12 protein-coding genes, 1 tRNA gene and 1 pseudogene are annotated in these 16,570 nt (G+C 61.4%); 9 read left to right on the top strand and 5 right to left on the bottom strand.

Annotated features, from left to right (window positions below; translation table 11 throughout):
• Nucleotides 1–37 precede the first annotated feature (37 nt).
• From FOT55_RS21280 to dpiA, 5 genes and pseudogenes are all read right to left on the bottom strand, one after another.
• Nucleotides 38–1,275: pseudogene (locus FOT55_RS21280) on the bottom strand (IS110 family RNA-guided transposase).
• 424 nt (nucleotides 1,276–1,699) lie between these two features.
• Nucleotides 1,700–2,968 (bottom strand): tyrosine-type recombinase/integrase, encoded by a 1,269-nt coding sequence (locus tag FOT55_RS21275; protein ID WP_014229917.1) that lies wholly within the window; start codon nucleotides 2,966–2,968, stop codon nucleotides 1,700–1,702.
• A gap of 161 nt (nucleotides 2,969–3,129) precedes the next feature.
• Nucleotides 3,130–3,205: transfer RNA gene (locus tag FOT55_RS21270), tRNA-Asn, on the bottom strand.
• Between the two features lie 114 nt (nucleotides 3,206–3,319).
• Nucleotides 3,320–6,409: a beta-galactosidase gene (locus tag FOT55_RS21265; RefSeq protein WP_147823993.1), complete on the bottom strand. Its 3,090-nt coding sequence runs from the start codon at nucleotides 6,407–6,409 to the stop codon at nucleotides 3,320–3,322.
• A 102-nt stretch (nucleotides 6,410–6,511) separates the two neighbouring features.
• A complete protein-coding gene (dpiA, locus tag FOT55_RS21260) occupies nucleotides 6,512–7,198 on the bottom strand; it encodes a two-component response regulator DpiA (protein WP_021505854.1) in 687 nt (228 codons plus the stop codon).
• A gap of 313 nt (nucleotides 7,199–7,511) precedes the next feature.
• Here dpiA and citC point away from each other — a divergent pair, with 313 nt between their 5' ends.
• The 9 genes from citC to FOT55_RS21215 all read left to right on the top strand — a co-directional run bounded on the left by citC (nucleotide 7,512) and on the right by FOT55_RS21215 (nucleotide 16,435).
• Nucleotides 7,512–8,582 carry a [citrate (pro-3S)-lyase] ligase gene (citC, locus tag FOT55_RS21255; protein ID WP_004940809.1) on the top strand — a complete coding sequence of 357 codons (1,071 nt, stop codon included), beginning with the start codon at nucleotides 7,512–7,514 and terminating at the stop codon, nucleotides 8,580–8,582.
• Nucleotides 8,582–8,890, top strand: coding sequence for a citrate lyase acyl carrier protein (citD, locus tag FOT55_RS21250; protein WP_060433540.1), 309 nt, complete (start codon nucleotides 8,582–8,584; stop codon nucleotides 8,888–8,890). Before citC ends, citD begins: the two co-directional genes overlap by 1 nt.
• A complete protein-coding gene (gene citE / locus FOT55_RS21245) occupies nucleotides 8,874–9,794 on the top strand; it encodes a citrate (pro-3S)-lyase subunit beta (protein WP_033651847.1) in 921 nt (306 codons plus the stop codon). The genes citD and citE overlap by 17 nt, the downstream gene beginning before the upstream one ends.
• Nucleotides 9,794–11,299, top strand: a complete 1,506-nt coding sequence (gene citF, locus FOT55_RS21240; protein WP_147824225.1) for a citrate lyase subunit alpha — start codon at nucleotides 9,794–9,796, stop codon at nucleotides 11,297–11,299. The genes citE and citF overlap by 1 nt, the downstream gene beginning before the upstream one ends.
• A 3-nt stretch (nucleotides 11,300–11,302) precedes the next feature.
• Entirely contained in the window at nucleotides 11,303–11,851 is a 549-nt protein-coding gene (citX, locus tag FOT55_RS21235; protein WP_147823992.1) for a citrate lyase holo-[acyl-carrier protein] synthase, read from the top strand.
• On the top strand, nucleotides 11,832–12,716 hold the full coding sequence (citG, locus tag FOT55_RS21230; protein ID WP_147823991.1) for a triphosphoribosyl-dephospho-CoA synthase CitG: 885 nt from the start codon (nucleotides 11,832–11,834) through the stop codon (nucleotides 12,714–12,716). The genes citX and citG overlap by 20 nt, the downstream gene beginning before the upstream one ends.
• 25 nt (nucleotides 12,717–12,741) lie before the next feature.
• Nucleotides 12,742–14,205: an anion permease gene (locus tag FOT55_RS21225; protein ID WP_004940821.1), complete on the top strand. Its 1,464-nt coding sequence runs from the start codon at nucleotides 12,742–12,744 to the stop codon at nucleotides 14,203–14,205.
• Nucleotides 14,206–14,351: 146 nt separating this feature from the next.
• Nucleotides 14,352–15,581 carry a bifunctional glucose-1-phosphatase/inositol phosphatase gene (gene agp / locus FOT55_RS21220; protein WP_043143150.1) on the top strand — a complete coding sequence of 410 codons (1,230 nt, stop codon included), beginning with the start codon at nucleotides 14,352–14,354 and terminating at the stop codon, nucleotides 15,579–15,581.
• A 161-nt stretch (nucleotides 15,582–15,742) separates the two neighbouring features.
• Nucleotides 15,743–16,435: a 4'-phosphopantetheinyl transferase family protein gene (locus FOT55_RS21215; protein ID WP_147823990.1), complete on the top strand. Its 693-nt coding sequence runs from the start codon at nucleotides 15,743–15,745 to the stop codon at nucleotides 16,433–16,435.
• Nucleotides 16,436–16,570 lie beyond the last annotated feature (135 nt).

The raw sequence follows: 16,570 nt of genomic DNA, 5'->3' as shown, positions 1-16,570 counted from the left end.
GCGTCCGCTTCACGCCCTGAGACATTCAACAAGCTTTTTATGGCTTCAGTAAGGGCGAGTGTCGCGCTTCGAGAGCCAGCAAATACTTCGCTTCATCGTACCGAGTTTGGTCTTCCAGCAGCGGTAAATGATCGTTATCCATTTGAAAGCAAGAGCCCGGATTGCAGATTGGTGCGATTTCTCTTTTTCTCGCAGTCCCTGATAATAAAGTCTGGCCCAGTATGATGAGTTAACCGTCTTGGCAGCCCATTCAACAAAAGTCTGCCTGACGAACTTAGCACACTGCCATCGCCAGTGAACCCAGGATTTCTGGCCACTTCGTTCTGTCACCGGTGCAATACCTGCGTAGTTTTGAATTTCTTCAGCGCTGTTGAAGCGGTTGCGGTTATCACCCAGTGCGGCAAGCATCCTTGGACCCATGCACGGTCCCATTCCAGGAAGTGATTTGAACAGTTCTGCATCCGGAAGCGTACCGAATAAGGATTCAATACGTTCGTCGTAGGTTCTGATTAGGTCGCCTGCCAGTTTGATTTGAGATGCGAGTGCTGTTGCCATCAATGCATTTGCCTCTATTACACTTTTATCTGTGGTCAGTGGAATAGCATTGGCAATACTTGCAACCCGCTGTTCGGTATATGCAACAGCAGGACCACCTTTAGCGTTCATAAAATGACGAACAGTATCGCTGCGAGCCCGTTTGAGTTGTTGCAGGCTGGGCCAGCGAATGATTAGCTCGCAGAACAGTGAATTGTCCCGATGGGAGAACCATTCCAGGGGCAGGGGGTAATACTGCTTAAGCGTGTTGATGAGCCGATTTACAAAGCGACGCTTGTCTTCGACCAGCAGTCGGCGCTGCTCAACTAATTGCTGGAGTAACCGGATATCTGCGTTGTCGGGTTCAATGGCTTTTATCTTTTGGGGATAGCGTAGCATTAACTCTAATGCTAGCTCGGCATCCTGCGGGTCATTTTTAGCGCCGCTGGGTGAGAAGGCTTGCCGGTAACGAGCCAGGGACAAAGCGTGGACGGAGAAAACGGTGATAAAGGGATATTTTTGAAGAGCATATACCACGGGGCCCTTCTTCAGCTCGAGAGCTATTGCGATTCTGCCTTTTACCTTCTGGTGTAACTCAGTAAGCCAGATATCAAGCGCTTCTGCCGTATGTTCAATCACATGGAATACGCGTTCACCGTTTTTGAACTGAACACAGACATCGTGTTTTTTATCTGCCCAGTCCAGACCAACATGTGCAGCAAATTGATTAGTCGCAGTCATCACCAACTCCTTTCATCGGGGATTGGTATGCATTCCACGCTCTTCGAAAGAAATATAGTCAGCAGTGTATCTGCATGCCCTGAGTATTCGTTAGCGAACGCGGAGCACCTACTGGTTCGAAAGAGAAGCGGCGATCATCACATGATTCTCGCTCAATATTCGTAACCAGTAAGCGCATACCCTGAATCACTCAAAAGTGTAATTCTCAGGGTTAGAATGACTATAGTTCGCTCATAACTGACCCAATCCGTTTCCGTGGATAGATCTAAATGATAAGCGGACCTCACACTTTCGATTCACGCAGGTCAATTCGGTTAAAGATGCTCATAAACGGCTTAACAATTTCTCCGAGTTGAAGCCAGAAAAATGCCCTACCAGTACAGACTGATACGGCTTTTTTTTGTGGCTTATTCTGTCAGAGGGGTTATCCCATTGTGTAACTGATTTCCTTCCCACAAATATAAGGTGGGGCATACGCTTTCCTGCACATATCCAGATAATCCGACCACCATTGCATCATCGCTTTACGGGAATCGAGATATTCTGCTTTATGGATGTAAGCCGCTCGAACGCTGTTACGCTCCTGATGACTCATCTGCCGTTCAACCGCATCCTGTGCCCACAGGCCAGACTCCATCAGGGCACTACAGGCCATTGCCCGTAATCCGTGGCCGCAGATTTCATTTTTTGTGTCATATCTCATCAGGCGCAACGCCTTGTTGACGGTGTTTTCACACATTGGCTTATACGGATTATGGTCACCGGGGAATATCAGCACGCGATGCCCGGATATTTCCCGTATCTGTTTCAGAATAGCGATGGACTGACGGGAGAGTGGAACGATATGTGGAGTGCGCATTTTTGCACCACGCCCAGAGTAGCGGACACCGGAGATGGCCTCGCGAGTGGCAGGAATGGTCCAGATTCTATTTTTGAAATCGATCTCAGACCAACGGGCGAAACGAAGCTCGCTGGAACGGATGAATAGGTGAAGGGTGAGTAATACGGCCAGGCGGGTTAACTCTCGTCCTTGCTTGTAGTCCTCAATGCGAGCCAACAGTTCCGGTAGCCGCTCCAACTGAAGGGCGGGGTAGTGACGTTTAACGGGCGGGGAGATGATACCCTCCAGATTTGCTGCCGGATTGTTCTCTATCAACTCCTGATGTATGGCATGACGCATGATGTTGCACATATGCTGCCGGGTGCGTGCTGCGACTTCCAGCAGACCTTTTTGCTCAATGCCTTTTAGCAGGTCAATAAAGTGACGAGGTTTTAGTTCTGCTACGGGCAAGTGTCCAATCACAGGGAATATATGATTGTTCATGCTGGCAAGCAGACGGGAGGCGTGGTTCTCTGACCATGTTCGGTTGCTTTTATGCCAGTCCAGTGCCACATACTTGAAAGTTTTGTCTGGCGAGGAAGTGGATCTTTCCGCAGAGCGCTGTTGTGCAGGATTGATATTATGCGCCAGCAATTTACGGATACCATCACGCTGTTGACGAGCATCAGCCAAAGACACATCAGGGTATGCGCCTAAGCCAAGGCGAGATTCTTTTCTATTGATACGATATTTGAGATACCAGAGACGTGAACCGCCTGGATTAACCAGCAGATACAGACCATGGGAATCGGAGACTTTAAAGGGTTTTGCGGATGGTTTTAAGTTGCGGATTTTTGAGTCGTTAAGAGACATTTGGGGGTCACTCCGTCATCGAACCAACTTGACCCCAAATCTGACCACCAAATTCTCCCGATGCGGAGGGAAAACTAAAAATACATCGGGAAGACTTTTCACGCTAACTTATTGAATCTAAATTACATAAGGATTCGCAGAGCGGCATGAAAACAAGAGTTTGGCTCCTCTGACTGGACTCGAACCAGTGACATACGGATTAACAGTCCGCCGTTCTACCGACTGAACTACAGAGGAATCGTGTGAACGGGGCGAATAATAGCGAGGCGCCGTCGGCATGTCAAAGGCGGATTACACATTCTGTGACTGTTTGCTTACAGAATGCGCAACCCGTTGAGTTTTTTGGCAGATTTAGCCCTTGGGCGCCCGCTGCAGGCGCAGCTGATAGCGGTAAACGCCGGCGGTGAGCAGGTAATCCCGGTGCACGCTCGGGCTCCAGGAATCGTCGCCGCCCACCCCCATATGGAAGCCGTCCAGATGCAGCCAGGTGCCTGCTTCCGGCTGCAGCAGATGCTGGTGGCTGCAGGCCATCAGCTGTTGCAGGCCGTAGCGGCTGAGCGAGAAGTGGAAGCGGCCGTCGATGCGCCAGCCGCCGTAGCGCAGGCTGCGGGTGTCGCAGCGCAGGCCGTTCTCGCCGGGGAAAATATACGGCGTGTGCAGATCCGCCAGCGGCAGGCGCCAGCGCCCGTGCTGCGCGGCCAGGCATCGATCCGGGTAGTTCTCGTGCGGGCCCAGGCCCAGCCATTCCGCCTGCGGCTGCACCGTCGCCAGTTGGCAGTGCAGGCCGATGCGCGCCGGCGGCGGCAGGGCGTCGGCCACCTCGACCTCCACGTTCGCGCTCACCGCGCCCAGCGCGTCGAACAGCCACTGTTTGCGGCTGATCAGCAAAATCTCCCCGTCCACGCCGAACTGGTGTTCGCTCACCACCTGCACGCCGTTTTGCAACATATCCGCCTGCAGCCGCGTGCAGCGCTCCTCCAGCCGGTACAGGCCCGCCAGCTTCCAGCGTTCGACCCAGGCGTTGGGATCGATATGGTCCGCTTCGCTGACGCCGATGTCGTTATCGATCGGCGCGCGCGCAAAGCCGTCGCGCAGCGGCGTCAGCAGCTGCGGCTGCTCATTCTGCCACCACTGCGTCAGGTGGCCGCTGCTGCGCTCGAAGCGCCAGCGCTGGTCGCCGTGGGTGAGCGTCAGTCCCTGAGCGTCTTCAATCAGCATGGGTGGCACGCCCTGCGCCGGCGGCGGCGCGGGATGCAGCGCGCGCGGCACCCGCCACTGATCCCAGGCGCTGCGGTGATGCGCTTCGGACCAGTCGGTGGCCTGCGGCTGCACCACCTCCACGTTCAGCCACAGCTCGCCGGGCTGATGCAGCATCGGCAGGCGATCGAGCAGGGTGAAGCGAGTGCTGCCCTGCGGCGGCAGCGCCAGATCGAAGCTGCCGCTGGCGCGCTCCACGCCGTCCAGCTCCAGCCGCCAGTTGAGCTGTTCGTTGTCGGTGTGGCGGAACAGGTAATCGCTGGTGACGGTCAGCGTCAGCGAGGCGGCGTCGAAGGCGAAGCGGAACAGCTGCTGCGCCCGCTGCGCTTCGAACAGCGCCGGGTGAGGGGTGCGATCCGCGAACACCAGCCCGTTCAGGCAGAATTGGCGATCGTTGGGGGTGTCGCCGAAGTCGCCGCCGTAGGCCCAGAACTCTTCGCCGCGCTCGTCGCGTTTGATCAACGCCTGATCGACCCAGTCCCAGACAAAGCCGCCCTGCAGGCGCGGATAGTGGTGGAATGCGCGCCAGTAGCGCTCGAAACCGCCGAAGCTGTTGCCCATTGCATGGGCGTATTCACACAGGATCAGCGGGCGCTGTTCCTCCGGTAGGCCGATCCACTTGCCGATCGCCCATTTGGGCACCGCCGGGAACGGCTGATCCTGATCCACTCGCGCATACATCGGGCAGATGATGTCGGTAGCGGCGGTGTCGGCGCCGCCGCCTTCATATTGCACCGGGCGGGTCGGATCCTGGCTTTTCACCCAGCGGTACAGCGCGTCGTGGTTTACGCCGTGGCCGGACTCGTTGCCCAGCGACCAGATAATGATGCAAGGGTGGTTGCGATCGCGTTGCACCATGCGGGTGACGCGCTCGCTCATCGCCGGCAGCCACAGCGGATCGTCAGCCAACCGGTTCATCGGCTGCATGCCGTGGGTCTCGATATTGGCTTCGTCCACCACGTACAGCCCGTAACGGTCGCACAGCCGGTACCACAGCGGGTGATTGGGGTAATGCGAGCAGCGCACCGCGTTGAAGTTGTGCTGCTTCATCAGCAGGATGTCGTGGCGCATCGTCGCCTCGTCCATCACCTGGCCGTGGCGCGGATGATGCTCGTGGCGGTTAACGCCGCGGATCAGCAGCGGCTGTCCGTTGAGCTTCAGCAACCCGCCGCTGATTTCTACCTGACGGAAGCCGACGTCATAGGCCTCCACCTCGATAATCTCCCCCTCGGGCGAGAGCAGGGCGACGGTGGCGCGATACAGCGCGGGCGTTTCGGCGCTCCACAGCGCCGGGCGTTCCACCGGCAGGCGCAGCGTGGCGCGATCGTCATAGGCGCCGCGCTCGTCCACGATCTCGCTGCCGAGCGGCTGGGTGCGTTCGGCCACCCGCGCGCCATCGCGCCACAGCTGAACCTGCACCTGCAGCGGGCCGGGCCGGTTGGCGCGCGCCGTCACCACCAGTTCGCCGCGGGTAAAGCTGTCATGCAGCGGCGTGGTGATGCGCACATCGCTCAGGTGCGCGGCGGGTTTGTGCAGCAGGCTGACGTCGCGGAAGATGCCGCTCATGCGCCACATGTCCTGATCTTCCAGATAGCTGCCGTCGCACCAGCGCAGCACCATCACCGCCAGCCGGTTTTCACCCGGCCGCAGCCACGGGCTGAGATCGAACTCCGCCGGCAGGCGGCTGTCCTGCGAATAGCCGACCCAGTGGCCGTTGCACCATAAATAGAACGCCGAGTTGACGCCGTCGAAGATAACGCGCGTCTGGCCGGCGGCCAGCCAGGCCGGATCGACGCTGAAGGTGCGCGAGTAGCAGCCGGTCGGGTTGTCTTCCGGCACGCGCGGCGGATCGACCGGGAACGGGTAGCGCACGTTGGTGTAGATCGGCGCATCGTAGCCGGCGAGCTGCCAGTTGCCTGGCACCGTCAGCGGGGCGGCGTCCGGCAGATCCTGCTGCAGCCAGCCTTCCAGTGCCGCCTCTGGGCGCGGGAAATAGCTGAAGCGCCACTCGCCGTTCAGCGACCGGCGGCTGGCGCTGGGGGCATCGTCGCGCGCGTCTTCCACCGTGCGCCAGCTGGCGAACGGCGGGTGAGCGTCCAGCCGGCGGTAGTGGGTGCAGGCCGGGTTTTGCCAGTCACGGCGGGCGAGGATCTCGGTCAGGGAAGCAAGGGGCGCAGCGGGCATCGGCGATCGTCCTGTCGGCTAGGTGATGCTCACCAAGATGCTGACCGGCGCATAAAAAGTAAAGCGGTTACACGCAACCTTGCAAGGGCGATCAAATAACCGTTAATGCGGTTCGCCGGCGCGGTAGATCCGCTGCGGACGGCCGACCTTGCCGTAAATGATCTCGGCGCGCAGCTGCTGCGCGGCGGTGCAAAACTCCAGATAACGGCGCGCGGTGGTGCGGCTGAGCCCCATTTTTTGCGCAACGCTTTCAGCGGTGTGGCGCGCGGCGGGTTCGGCAAACAGCGCGCGGACCTTGCCCAGCGTCAGCTCGTCGATGCCGGCGGGCAGCGCCGCCTGCTGCTCGCCGCGGGCATAGGTGTTGAACATCTCGTCGATGCGGCGCTGGTTGAGGCGCGCTTTGTCCTTCAGCGCTTCGCGGCGTTGGCTGAAGCGCTGCAGGGTCTGGCTCAGCCGGTCATAGGCCAGCGGTTTGATCAGGTAGTCGAACACGCCGTAACGCAACGCCTCGGCCACGGTGGCCATGTCGCTGGCGGCGGTGATGAACACGATGCCGCCGCGATACCCGCTCAGCGTCAGTTCGCGCAGCAGGGTGATGCCCTGGCCGTCCGGCAGAAAGTTGTCCAGCAGAATCAGGTCCGGCTTGAAGCGCTCGGTCATGGCGCGCGCCTGCGCCAGGGTGCCGGCCAGCCAAATCTGGCGGCAGCCGCCGTTCTGGCGGATAAACTCCGCGTGCATTTCCGCCAGCGGCGTTTCGTCTTCAACGATCAGGATGTTCAGCCATTCCATAATGAAACCTACTATTGCAATCAAGATGCTAAATGAATGTAAGTAAACTGCGGCGCCAAATAAAGATTATCTCAATAATAAACACCATAAGATTAATTAAGCAAATAAAGAACATTAAATAACTTATTAACCGGGAACGGTTTGTGAAATAGGTCAATAATCGGCGTTTTTTTTCTGTTTACCATTGCTTTATCGAACGCGAAGCGGCGTTTATCTCCATGGTTTTTAAGGTTTTAATTATCCTTATTGATGTTAATTAAAATGCCTTTTTGTATTTAACTTGTTGTTTGCTAGTTAACCCAGAGAGCGTGTTATGTTAGGCGATGCCGTATTTAATCGGGTAAAGCGATCGGATCATAAAGCGATTTCGGAAATAAGCGCATTCTTGCGCAGTAACGATCTGAATATCGACACCACGGTTGAAATATTTATTACCGTTACCCAGCACGACAAATTGGTCGCCTGCGGCGGCATCGCCGACAATATTATCAAATGCGTCGCCATCAGCCCGCTGATGCGCGGCGAAGGGTTGGCGCTGGCGCTGGCGACCGAGCTGGTGAACCTGGCCTACGAGCGCCATCACACTCAGCTGTTTATCTACACCAAGGTGCAGAACGAGCCGCTGTTCCGCCAGTGCGGTTTCTACCCGATCGCCACCGTGCCGGGCATCGTGGTGCTGATGGAAAACAGCCCGTGCCGCCTGAAGCGCTACGCCGCCCAACTGGCGAGCCAACGTCGGCCGGGCGATACCATCGGCAGCATCGTGATGAACGCCAACCCCTTCACCCGCGGGCATCAGTATCTGGTGCGTCAGGCGGCCAAACGCTGCGACTGGCTGCACCTGTTTCTGGTAAAGGAAAACACCTCGCGCTTCAGCTATGAAGACCGGCGCCGGCTGGTGCTGGCCGGCACCGCCGATATTCCCAACCTCACGGTACACGAAGGCTCGCAGTACGTGATCTCGCGCGCCACCTTCCCCTGTTACTTCATCAAGGATCAGGGCGTGGCCGACGACTGTTACACCGAAATCGATCTGAAGATCTTCCGCCAGTATCTGGCGCCCGCGCTGGGCATTACCCACCGCTTTGTCGGCAACGAGCCGTTCTGCGCGGTGACCGCGAAATACAACCGCGACATGCGCTACTGGCTGGAAACGCCGGCGCTGCCCAGCCCGCCGATCGCGCTGGTGGAAATCGAGCGTTTGCAATATCAGGGCACGGCGATCTCCGCCTCCTGGGTGCGCAAGCTGCTGGCGGCGGGGGACTTCCACGCCGCCGCGCCGCTGGTGCCGCCGGACACCCTGTACTACCTGCAGGATCTGCAAACGCAGCGCCGGGCCAAGGCGGCCCCGCATCCTTTTGAGTCCGCACAATCAGGTGAATGATGAAAATTATCCGAGAAGCAATGGCCGGCACGCTGGAATCCAGCGATGTCATGGTGCGCATCGCGCCCGCCGAGGGGCCGCAGCACGATCTGTTGATCGCCAGCAGCGTGGAAAAACAGTTCGGCACGGCGATCCGCCGCACCCTGCTGGAGGTGCTGCAGCGCTATGAGGTGGAGCCGGTGCAGGTGATCGTCGACGACAAGGGGGCGCTGGACTGCGTGCTGCGCGCCCGGCTGGAAACCGCGCTGATGCGCGCCTGCGAGGGCGGCCAACTGCCGTGGGAGGCGAAAGATGAAAACGCTGAATAAAACCCGGCTGCGCCGCAGCATGCTGTTCGTTCCCGGCGCCAACGCGGCGATGGTCAGCAACGCCTTTATCTACCAGGCCGACGCCCTGATGTTCGATCTGGAAGACTCGGTGATCCTGCGTGAAAAAGACGCGGCGCGCCGGCTGGTGTACCACGCGCTGCAGCATCCGCTGTATCAGGAGGTGGAAACCATCGTGCGCGTCAATGCGCTCGACTCCGCCTACGGCCTGGCGGACCTGCAGGCCGTGGTACGCGGCGGCGCGGACATCGTGCGCCTGCCGAAGACCGACAGCGCGCAGGACGTGGTCGACATGGAGCGCGAGATTGCCGCCATCGAAGCGGCCTGCGGCCGGCCGGTCGGCAGCACCGGGCTGCTGGCGGCGATCGAATCGGCGCAGGGCATCACCCACGCGGTGGCGATCGCGCACGCTTCGCCGCGCCTTATCGGCATCGCGCTGGGGGCGGAAGACTATGTGCGCAACCTGCGCACCGAACGCTCGCCGGAGGGCATCGAGCTGCTGTTCGCCCGCTGCTCGCTGCTGCAGGCGGCGCGCGCCGCCGGCATTCAGGCGTTCGACACCGTGTATTCCGACGCCAACAACGAGGCCGGCTTCCTGCAGGAAGCGGCGCTGATCAAACAGCTCGGCTTCGACGGCAAATCGCTGATCAACCCGCGCCAGATTGAGCTGCTGCACAACCTGTACGCGCCGACCGCCAAAGAGGTGGCGCACGCGCAGCGGGTGGTGGACGCCGCTGAAGCAGCGGAGCGGGAAGGGCGCGGCGTGGTGTCGCTCAACGGAAAAATGGTCGACAGCCCGGTGATTGAACGCGCCCGGCTGGTGCTGGAGCGCGCCGCGCTGTCCGGCTTGCGGGAAGAACCGGCGCAGCACGGGGAGGAAGCATGATGAACCGCCAACAACGATTGATGACCTTCGCCAACCCGGCGGATCTGCCGGGCTATCAGGACGTGTCCAAAGCCAACCTGCAGGCGCGCAAACCGCGCGATCTCAAGCTGTGCGATTCCTTGCAGGAAGCGGTGCGCCGCAGCGGGCTGCAGGACGGCATGACCATCTCCTTCCACCATGCGTTTCGCGGCGGCGATTTGACCCTCAATCAGGTGATGGAGACGCTGGCGGCGATGGGGTTCCGCAACCTGACGCTGGCCTCCAGCTCGCTGACCGACTGCCATGCGCCGCTGGTTGAGCATATCCGCCACGGCGTGGTGAGCCGCATTTACACCTCCGGGCTGCGCGGCCCGCTGGCGGACGCGGTTTCGCGCGGCCTGCTGGCGGAACCGGTGCAAATTCACTCGCACGGCGGCCGGGTCAACCTGATCGAATCCGGCGAGCTGAAGATAGACGTGGCCTTCCTCGGCGTGCCGGCCTGCGATGAGTTCGGCAACGCCAACGGCTACAGCGGTGAAGCCTGCTGCGGCTCGCTCGGCTATGCGCGGGTGGACGCCGAGGCGGCGGGCACCGTGGTGTTGCTGACCGAGCAGCTGGTGCCGTATCCGCATCATCCCGCCAGCCTGGCGCAGGATCGGGTGGATCTGATCGTGCAGTTGGAGCGGGTGGGCGATGCCGACAAGATCGGTGCCGACGCCACGCGCATGACCTCGAACCCGCGCGAGCTGCTGATCGCCCGCCGCGCCGCCGAGGTGATCGCCGGTTCCGGCTACTTCACCGAAGGGTTCTCGCTGCAAACCGGCACCGGCGGCGCCTCGTTGGCGGTGACCCGGTTCCTGGAGGACAAGATGCGCGCCCGTGGCATTCGCGCCGCGTTCGCCCTCGGCGGCATCACTTCGACCATGGTGGATCTGCACGAGAAAGGGCTGATCGGCAAGCTGCTGGACGTGCAGAGCTTCGATCGGGCGGCGGCGATCTCGCTGGCGCGCAACCCGCGCCATATCGAAATCAGCGCCAACCAGTACGCCAACTTCAGCTCCAAGGGCGCGTCGGTCGATCGGCTCGACGTGGTGGTGCTGAGCGCGCTGGAAATCGACACCGGCTTCAACGTTAACGTGCTAACCGGCTCCGACGGCGTGCTGCGCGGCGCATCCGGCGGCCACTGCGACACCGCCGCCGCCGCGCGGCTGGCGATCATCGTTGCGCCGTTGGTGCGCGGGCGCATCCCGACGCTGGTGGAGCAGGTGACTACCTGCGTCACGCCGGGCTCCAGCATCGACATTCTGGTGACCGACCACGGCATCGCCGTCAACCCGGCGCGGCCGGAGCTGGCGCAGCGCCTGCGGGAGGCCGGCCTCGAGGTGGTGAGCATCGACTGGCTGCGCGCCCGTGCGCTGCAGCTGACCGGCGAACCGCAGCCGATCGCCTTTACCGACAAGGTGGTGGCGGTGGTGCGCTACCGCGACGGCTCGGTGATCGACGTGGTGCATCAGGTGGCGGAGTAAACGATGGCCGCCGTCGATCCCCAACTGGCCGCCGAACGTGCGGTCAGCCTGCCGGAGCTGCTCACCAGCCGCGAATGCCGCCAGGCGCGCCAGCAGGCGTGGCTGGCGCAGCACGAGTGCACGCTGCTGGTGCTGACGCTGGTGGTGCCCGGTCCGGTGAAGGACAGCGCGTTGACGCGCGGCATCTTTAACCTGGGGTGGGCGGCGCTGCTGCGGCTGTGCGCCGAACAGGGTTGGCCCAGCCCGCAGGCCGAGGCGCTGGCGCTCGCCACCGGTTGCGAAGGGTTTGTGGCTCTGCGCGCCGATGCCCAGCGGGTGAAAGACTGCGCCATGCAGTTGGAGGTGAGCCGCCCGATCGGCCGACTGTGGGATATCGACGTGCTGGATACGCAGGGGCGCATTTTGTCGCGCCGCGACATCGGCCTGCCGGAACGGCGCTGCCTGTTGTGCGGCCAACCGGCCAAGATCTGCGCCCGCCAGCGGCGGCATAGCAGCGAGCTGCTGCTGCAAGAAATGGAAAGGATGTTCAACGATGCGATCTCTGCCGATTAATCCACCCGCCCGTCACACCGAGCCGGCCTGCGGCTTCGCCCGCGCCGCTTTCCGCGCGCTGCTGGTGGAGGTCAACCTCACGCCCAAACCGGGGCTGGTGGATCGCCATAACACCGGCGCTCACCGCGACATGGATCTTGGGCATTTCTACCGCAGCGCCCGCGCCATCGGCGTGTGGCTGCCGCGCTTTATCCAACGCGGACGGGAAGACGCGGCTTTGCCGGCAGAGCAGCAGCTGGCGCGGCTGCGGCCGCTCGGCATGGCCTGCGAAAACCAGATGTTTCGCGCCACCGGCGGCATTAACACCCACAAGGGCAGCGTGTTCTCACTCGGGTTGCTGTGCACCGCCTTCGGCCGCCTGCAGCAGCAAGGGCAAGCCATCGGCGCGGAGGCGCTGTGCGCCGAGGTGGCGGCGATGTGCAGGGGGCTGGTGGAGCGTGAGCTGCGGCGCAACAACGCCGGGCAGACCGCCGGCCAGCGGCTGTTCGCCGCGCACGGGCTGAGCGGCGCACGCGGCGAGGCGGAGGCGGGTTTCCGGCTGGTCATTGACGGCGCGCTGCCGCTGTATCGGCAACGGCTGGCCGCCGATGGCGACGAACAGCGGGCGCTGCTGGACAGCCTGCTGTGGCTGATGGCCCACAACGACGACACCAACGTCGCCTCGCGCGGCGGCCTGCACGGGCTGCGCTGGTTGCGGCGCCGGGCGGCCTGGCTGCTGGCGCAGGGCGGCTCGGCCGGGGAGGCGGGCCTGGCGCGCCTGCAACGCTTCGATGCCGACTGCATCGCCCGTAACCTCAGCCCCGGCGGCAGCGCCGACCTGTTGATAGTGACCTGGCTGCTGGCGCAGCTGGGTGCCCAAGAATAATAACCAAGCCTTCAGGAGAGTCCCAATGTCCCAAACCCAGGAAAAGATCTGGAAAGCGATAGCGCCGCTGGCGGTGCTCGCGATCCTGTTATTGATACCGGTGCCCGACGGCATGCCGCCGCAGGCCTGGCACTACTTCGCCATCTTCGTGGCGATGATCGTCGGCATGATTTTGGAGCCGATCCCGGCCACCGCCATCAGCTTTATTGCGGTGACCGTCAGCGTGCTCAGCGCCAACTGGGTGCTGTTCGGCGCGCAGGAGCTGGCGGAGCCGGGCTTCAAGGCCGGTAAAGAGGCGCTGAAATGGGGGCTGGCGGGCTTCTCCAGCACCACCGTCTGGCTGGTGTTCGGCGCCTTTATCTTCGCGCTGGGCTACGAGGCCACCGGGCTGGGGCGGCGCATTGCGCTGTTCCTGGTGAAGTTCATGGGCAAGCGCACGCTGACGCTGGGCTATGCGGTGGTGATCATCGATATCCTGCTGGCGCCGTTCACGCCGTCCAACACCGCGCGCACCGGCGGCACGGTGTTCCCGGTGGTGAAAAACCTGCCGCCGCTGTTCGATTCTTTCCCTAACGACCCCTCCTCGCGCCGCATCGGCGGTTACCTGATGTGGATGATGGTGGTCGGCACCAGCATCAGCTCCTCGATGTTCGTCACCGGCGCCGCGCCGAACGTTTTGGGCATCGAGTTCGTCGGCAAGATTGCCGGGGTGCACATCAGCTGGATGCAGTGGTTCCTGGCGTTCCTGCCGGTCGGCCTGCTGCTGCTGATCATCGCGCCGCTGATCTCCTACTACCTGTACAAACCGGGCGTGACCCACAGCAGCGAAGTGGCCGCCTGGGCGGATACCGCGCTGGGGGAAATGGGCAAGCTGACGCGCAAGGAGTACACCCTGATCGGCCTGGTGCTGCTCAGCCTGTGTCTGTGGGTGTTCGGCGGCAAAATGCTGGACGCCACCGCGGTATGCCTGCTGGCGGTGTCGCTGATGCTGGCGCTGCACGTGGTGTCGTGGAAAGAGATCACCAAATACTCCAGCGCCTGGAACACGCTGGTTAACCTGGCGACGCTGGTGGTGATGGCCAACGGCCTAACGCGCTCCGGCTTTATCGACTGGTTCGCCCAGACCATGAGCACCCACCTGGACGGCTTCTCGCCGAACATGACGGTGGTGGCGCTGGTGCTGGTGTTCTACTTCGCCCACTATCTGTTCGCCAGCCTGTCGGCGCATACCGCCACCATGCTGCCGGTGATCCTGGCGGTCGGCAAAGGGCTGCCGGGCGTGCCGATGGAACAGCTGTCGATGCTGCTGGTGCTGTCGATCGGTATCATGGGCGTGCTGACGCCGTACGCCACCGGGCCGGGGGTGATCATCTACGGCTGTGGTTACGTGAAATCGAAAGACTACTGGCGCCTGGGCGGCATTCTCGGCGTGGTGTACATCGCCGCGCTGCTGCTGATCGGCTGGCCGATCATGAGCCTGTGGTACTGAGTTGAAGCCACGCGGCCACCGCCCGGTGGCCGCGGTTACGATCCTTTCCCGTGAACCCTGTCACACACTTGTCACACTAACCCCGCCATCATACGCAGGCAAACGCTAACACCTTAAAAATAATCATTTTCCGGGAGCCTCTGCGGATGAGAAAAAAAACGTTATTGCTGTGCCTGCCTTTGTTATTCACCGGGAACGCGCTGGCGGACGCCGGCGGTTATCAATTGGAACAGGTGCTGGTGATGAGCCGCCATAACCTGCGCGCGCCGCTGGCCAACAACGGCAGCGTGCTGGCGCAGTCCACGCCGAAGGCTTGGCCGGCCTGGGAAACGCCGGGCGGCCAACTGACCACCAAGGGCGGGGTGCTGGAAGTGTATATGGGGCACTACTTCAACGCCTGGCTGAAGCAGACCGGCCTGTTGCCGCAAGAGGGCTGCCCGACCGCCGGCAGCGTGTACGTCTACGCCAACAGCCTGCAGCGCACGGTGGCCACCGCGCAGTTCTTCAGCAACGGTGCGTTCCCTGGCTGCGACGTCAGCGTGCATCATCAGGACAAGATGGGCGAGATGGATCCGACCTTCAACCCGATCATCACTGATACCAGCGAAGCCTTCAACCAGCAGGCGCTGGCGGCGATGAACGCCGCGCTGGGATCGCTGAAGCTGGACGCCTCTTACCAACAGCTGGCGAAGATCATCGACTACAAGGATTCCGCCGCCTGCAAGACCGACAAACACTGTGACCTGACCAAAGAAGCCAGCGTGATGAGCGCGGTGCCGGGCAAAGAGCCGGGCGTCTCCGGCCCGCTGCGGGTGGGCAACTCGCTGGTGGACGCCTTTATGCTGCAGTATTACGAAGGTTTCCCGATGAAAGAGGTGGCCTGGGGCAAAATCGCCACCCCGCATCAGTGGCAGCAGCTGGCGCAGTTGAAAGACGGCTATCAGGATTCGCTGTTCACCTCGCCGGTGGTGGCGCAAAACGTCGCCAAACCGCTGCTGACCTACATCAACAACGCGCTGCTGGGCGAGCGCAAACCGGACGCGCCGAAGTTGACGGTGTTGGTCGGCCACGACTCCAATATCGCCTCGCTGCTGTCGGCCATGCAGTTCCAGCCGTATCAGCTGCCGCAGCAGTACGAGAAAACGCCGATCGGCGGCAAACTGGTGTTCCAGCGCTGGCGCGACGCGCAGAACGACCGTGAATTGCTGAAGATTGAGTACGTCTATCAGTCCACCGAACAGCTGCGCAAGGCGACGCCGCTGACGCTGCAAACCCCGCCGCAGCGCGTGACGCTGGCGCTGAAAGGCTGCCCGATCGACAAAGACGGTTTCTGTGCCTGGAGCGATTTCGAAAAGACCATGAAAGGCATCTTGTAATGCCCGGCCTCTCTTCCGATCGCGGGGGAGAGGTTTCTCCCCATCCCGGCTAACGCGCCGCCATGCCGGCCTTAACGCCATTTATTTTGCCCAGGGTCATTGTTGCAGGCCGGTTCGGGGGCTAACATCATCAGCCTGCCTGCTTATCATGGATATCGCCGTTGCCCACTTTTATCCGCAATATCGAATTTTTCACGCCGGACGGCTATCCGGGCCAGGTGGCGCGCTGCCATTTTGCGCTGGCGGAGTATCGCGACGAGCGTTTTTCCGAGGCAGGCTTTGCGCTGCCGGATCATCTGGCGCGTGCGGTGCCGAAGCGCCGTGCGGAGTATCTGGCCGGGCGTGTTCTGGCGCGGCAACTGTTGGCGCCGCTCGGTTTTGCCGATTTCACCCTGGCGCGCGGCGAAGATCGCGCGCCGCAGTGGCCGCCGGGTATCGCCGGGGCGCTGAGCCATAATTCGGATACCGCGTTGTGCGCCGTACACCGCGAGAGCGGGCTGGGTGGCGTTGGGTTGGATGTGGAGACGCTGCTCTCCGACGTGCGGGCGGAGGAGCTGTGGGGGGCGATCGTTTCGGCGGGGGAGCGCGAGGCGTTACTGCGCGAGGCGCTGCCGTTCAACGAACTGCTGACGCTGACGTTTTCCGCCAAAGAGAGCCTGTTCAAGGCGCTTTATCCGCAGGTGCGCTGTTACTTCGATTTTCTCGATGCGCGCATGGTCGCCGTGGATACGCAGCGGCAGACGTTTGTATTAGCGTTGCTTAAGACCTTGACGCCAAATTGCCCCGCCGGCCGCCGGTTTAACGGGCGTTTTTGGCGTGAAGGTGACGATGTCACGACTTTTATTTTTTGCTAAAACATAATAATAACAGTGTGTTATTTCTTGCGGCGCCGTAACGCGGATGTGCCGCGGCGGGCGGAAAGATTCATTCATCGGAGATTGACCCACGGTGGGGTTCCGGTGTAGTTTATTCTCCTTTTATGGCTAATG

The sequence above is a fragment of the Serratia bockelmannii genome (assembly GCF_008011855.1).
Lineage (GTDB): Bacteria > Pseudomonadota > Gammaproteobacteria > Enterobacterales > Enterobacteriaceae > Serratia > Serratia bockelmannii.
The sequence above is the reverse complement of the archived record's forward strand: the minus strand, read 5'-3'. Positions and strand labels throughout refer to the sequence as shown.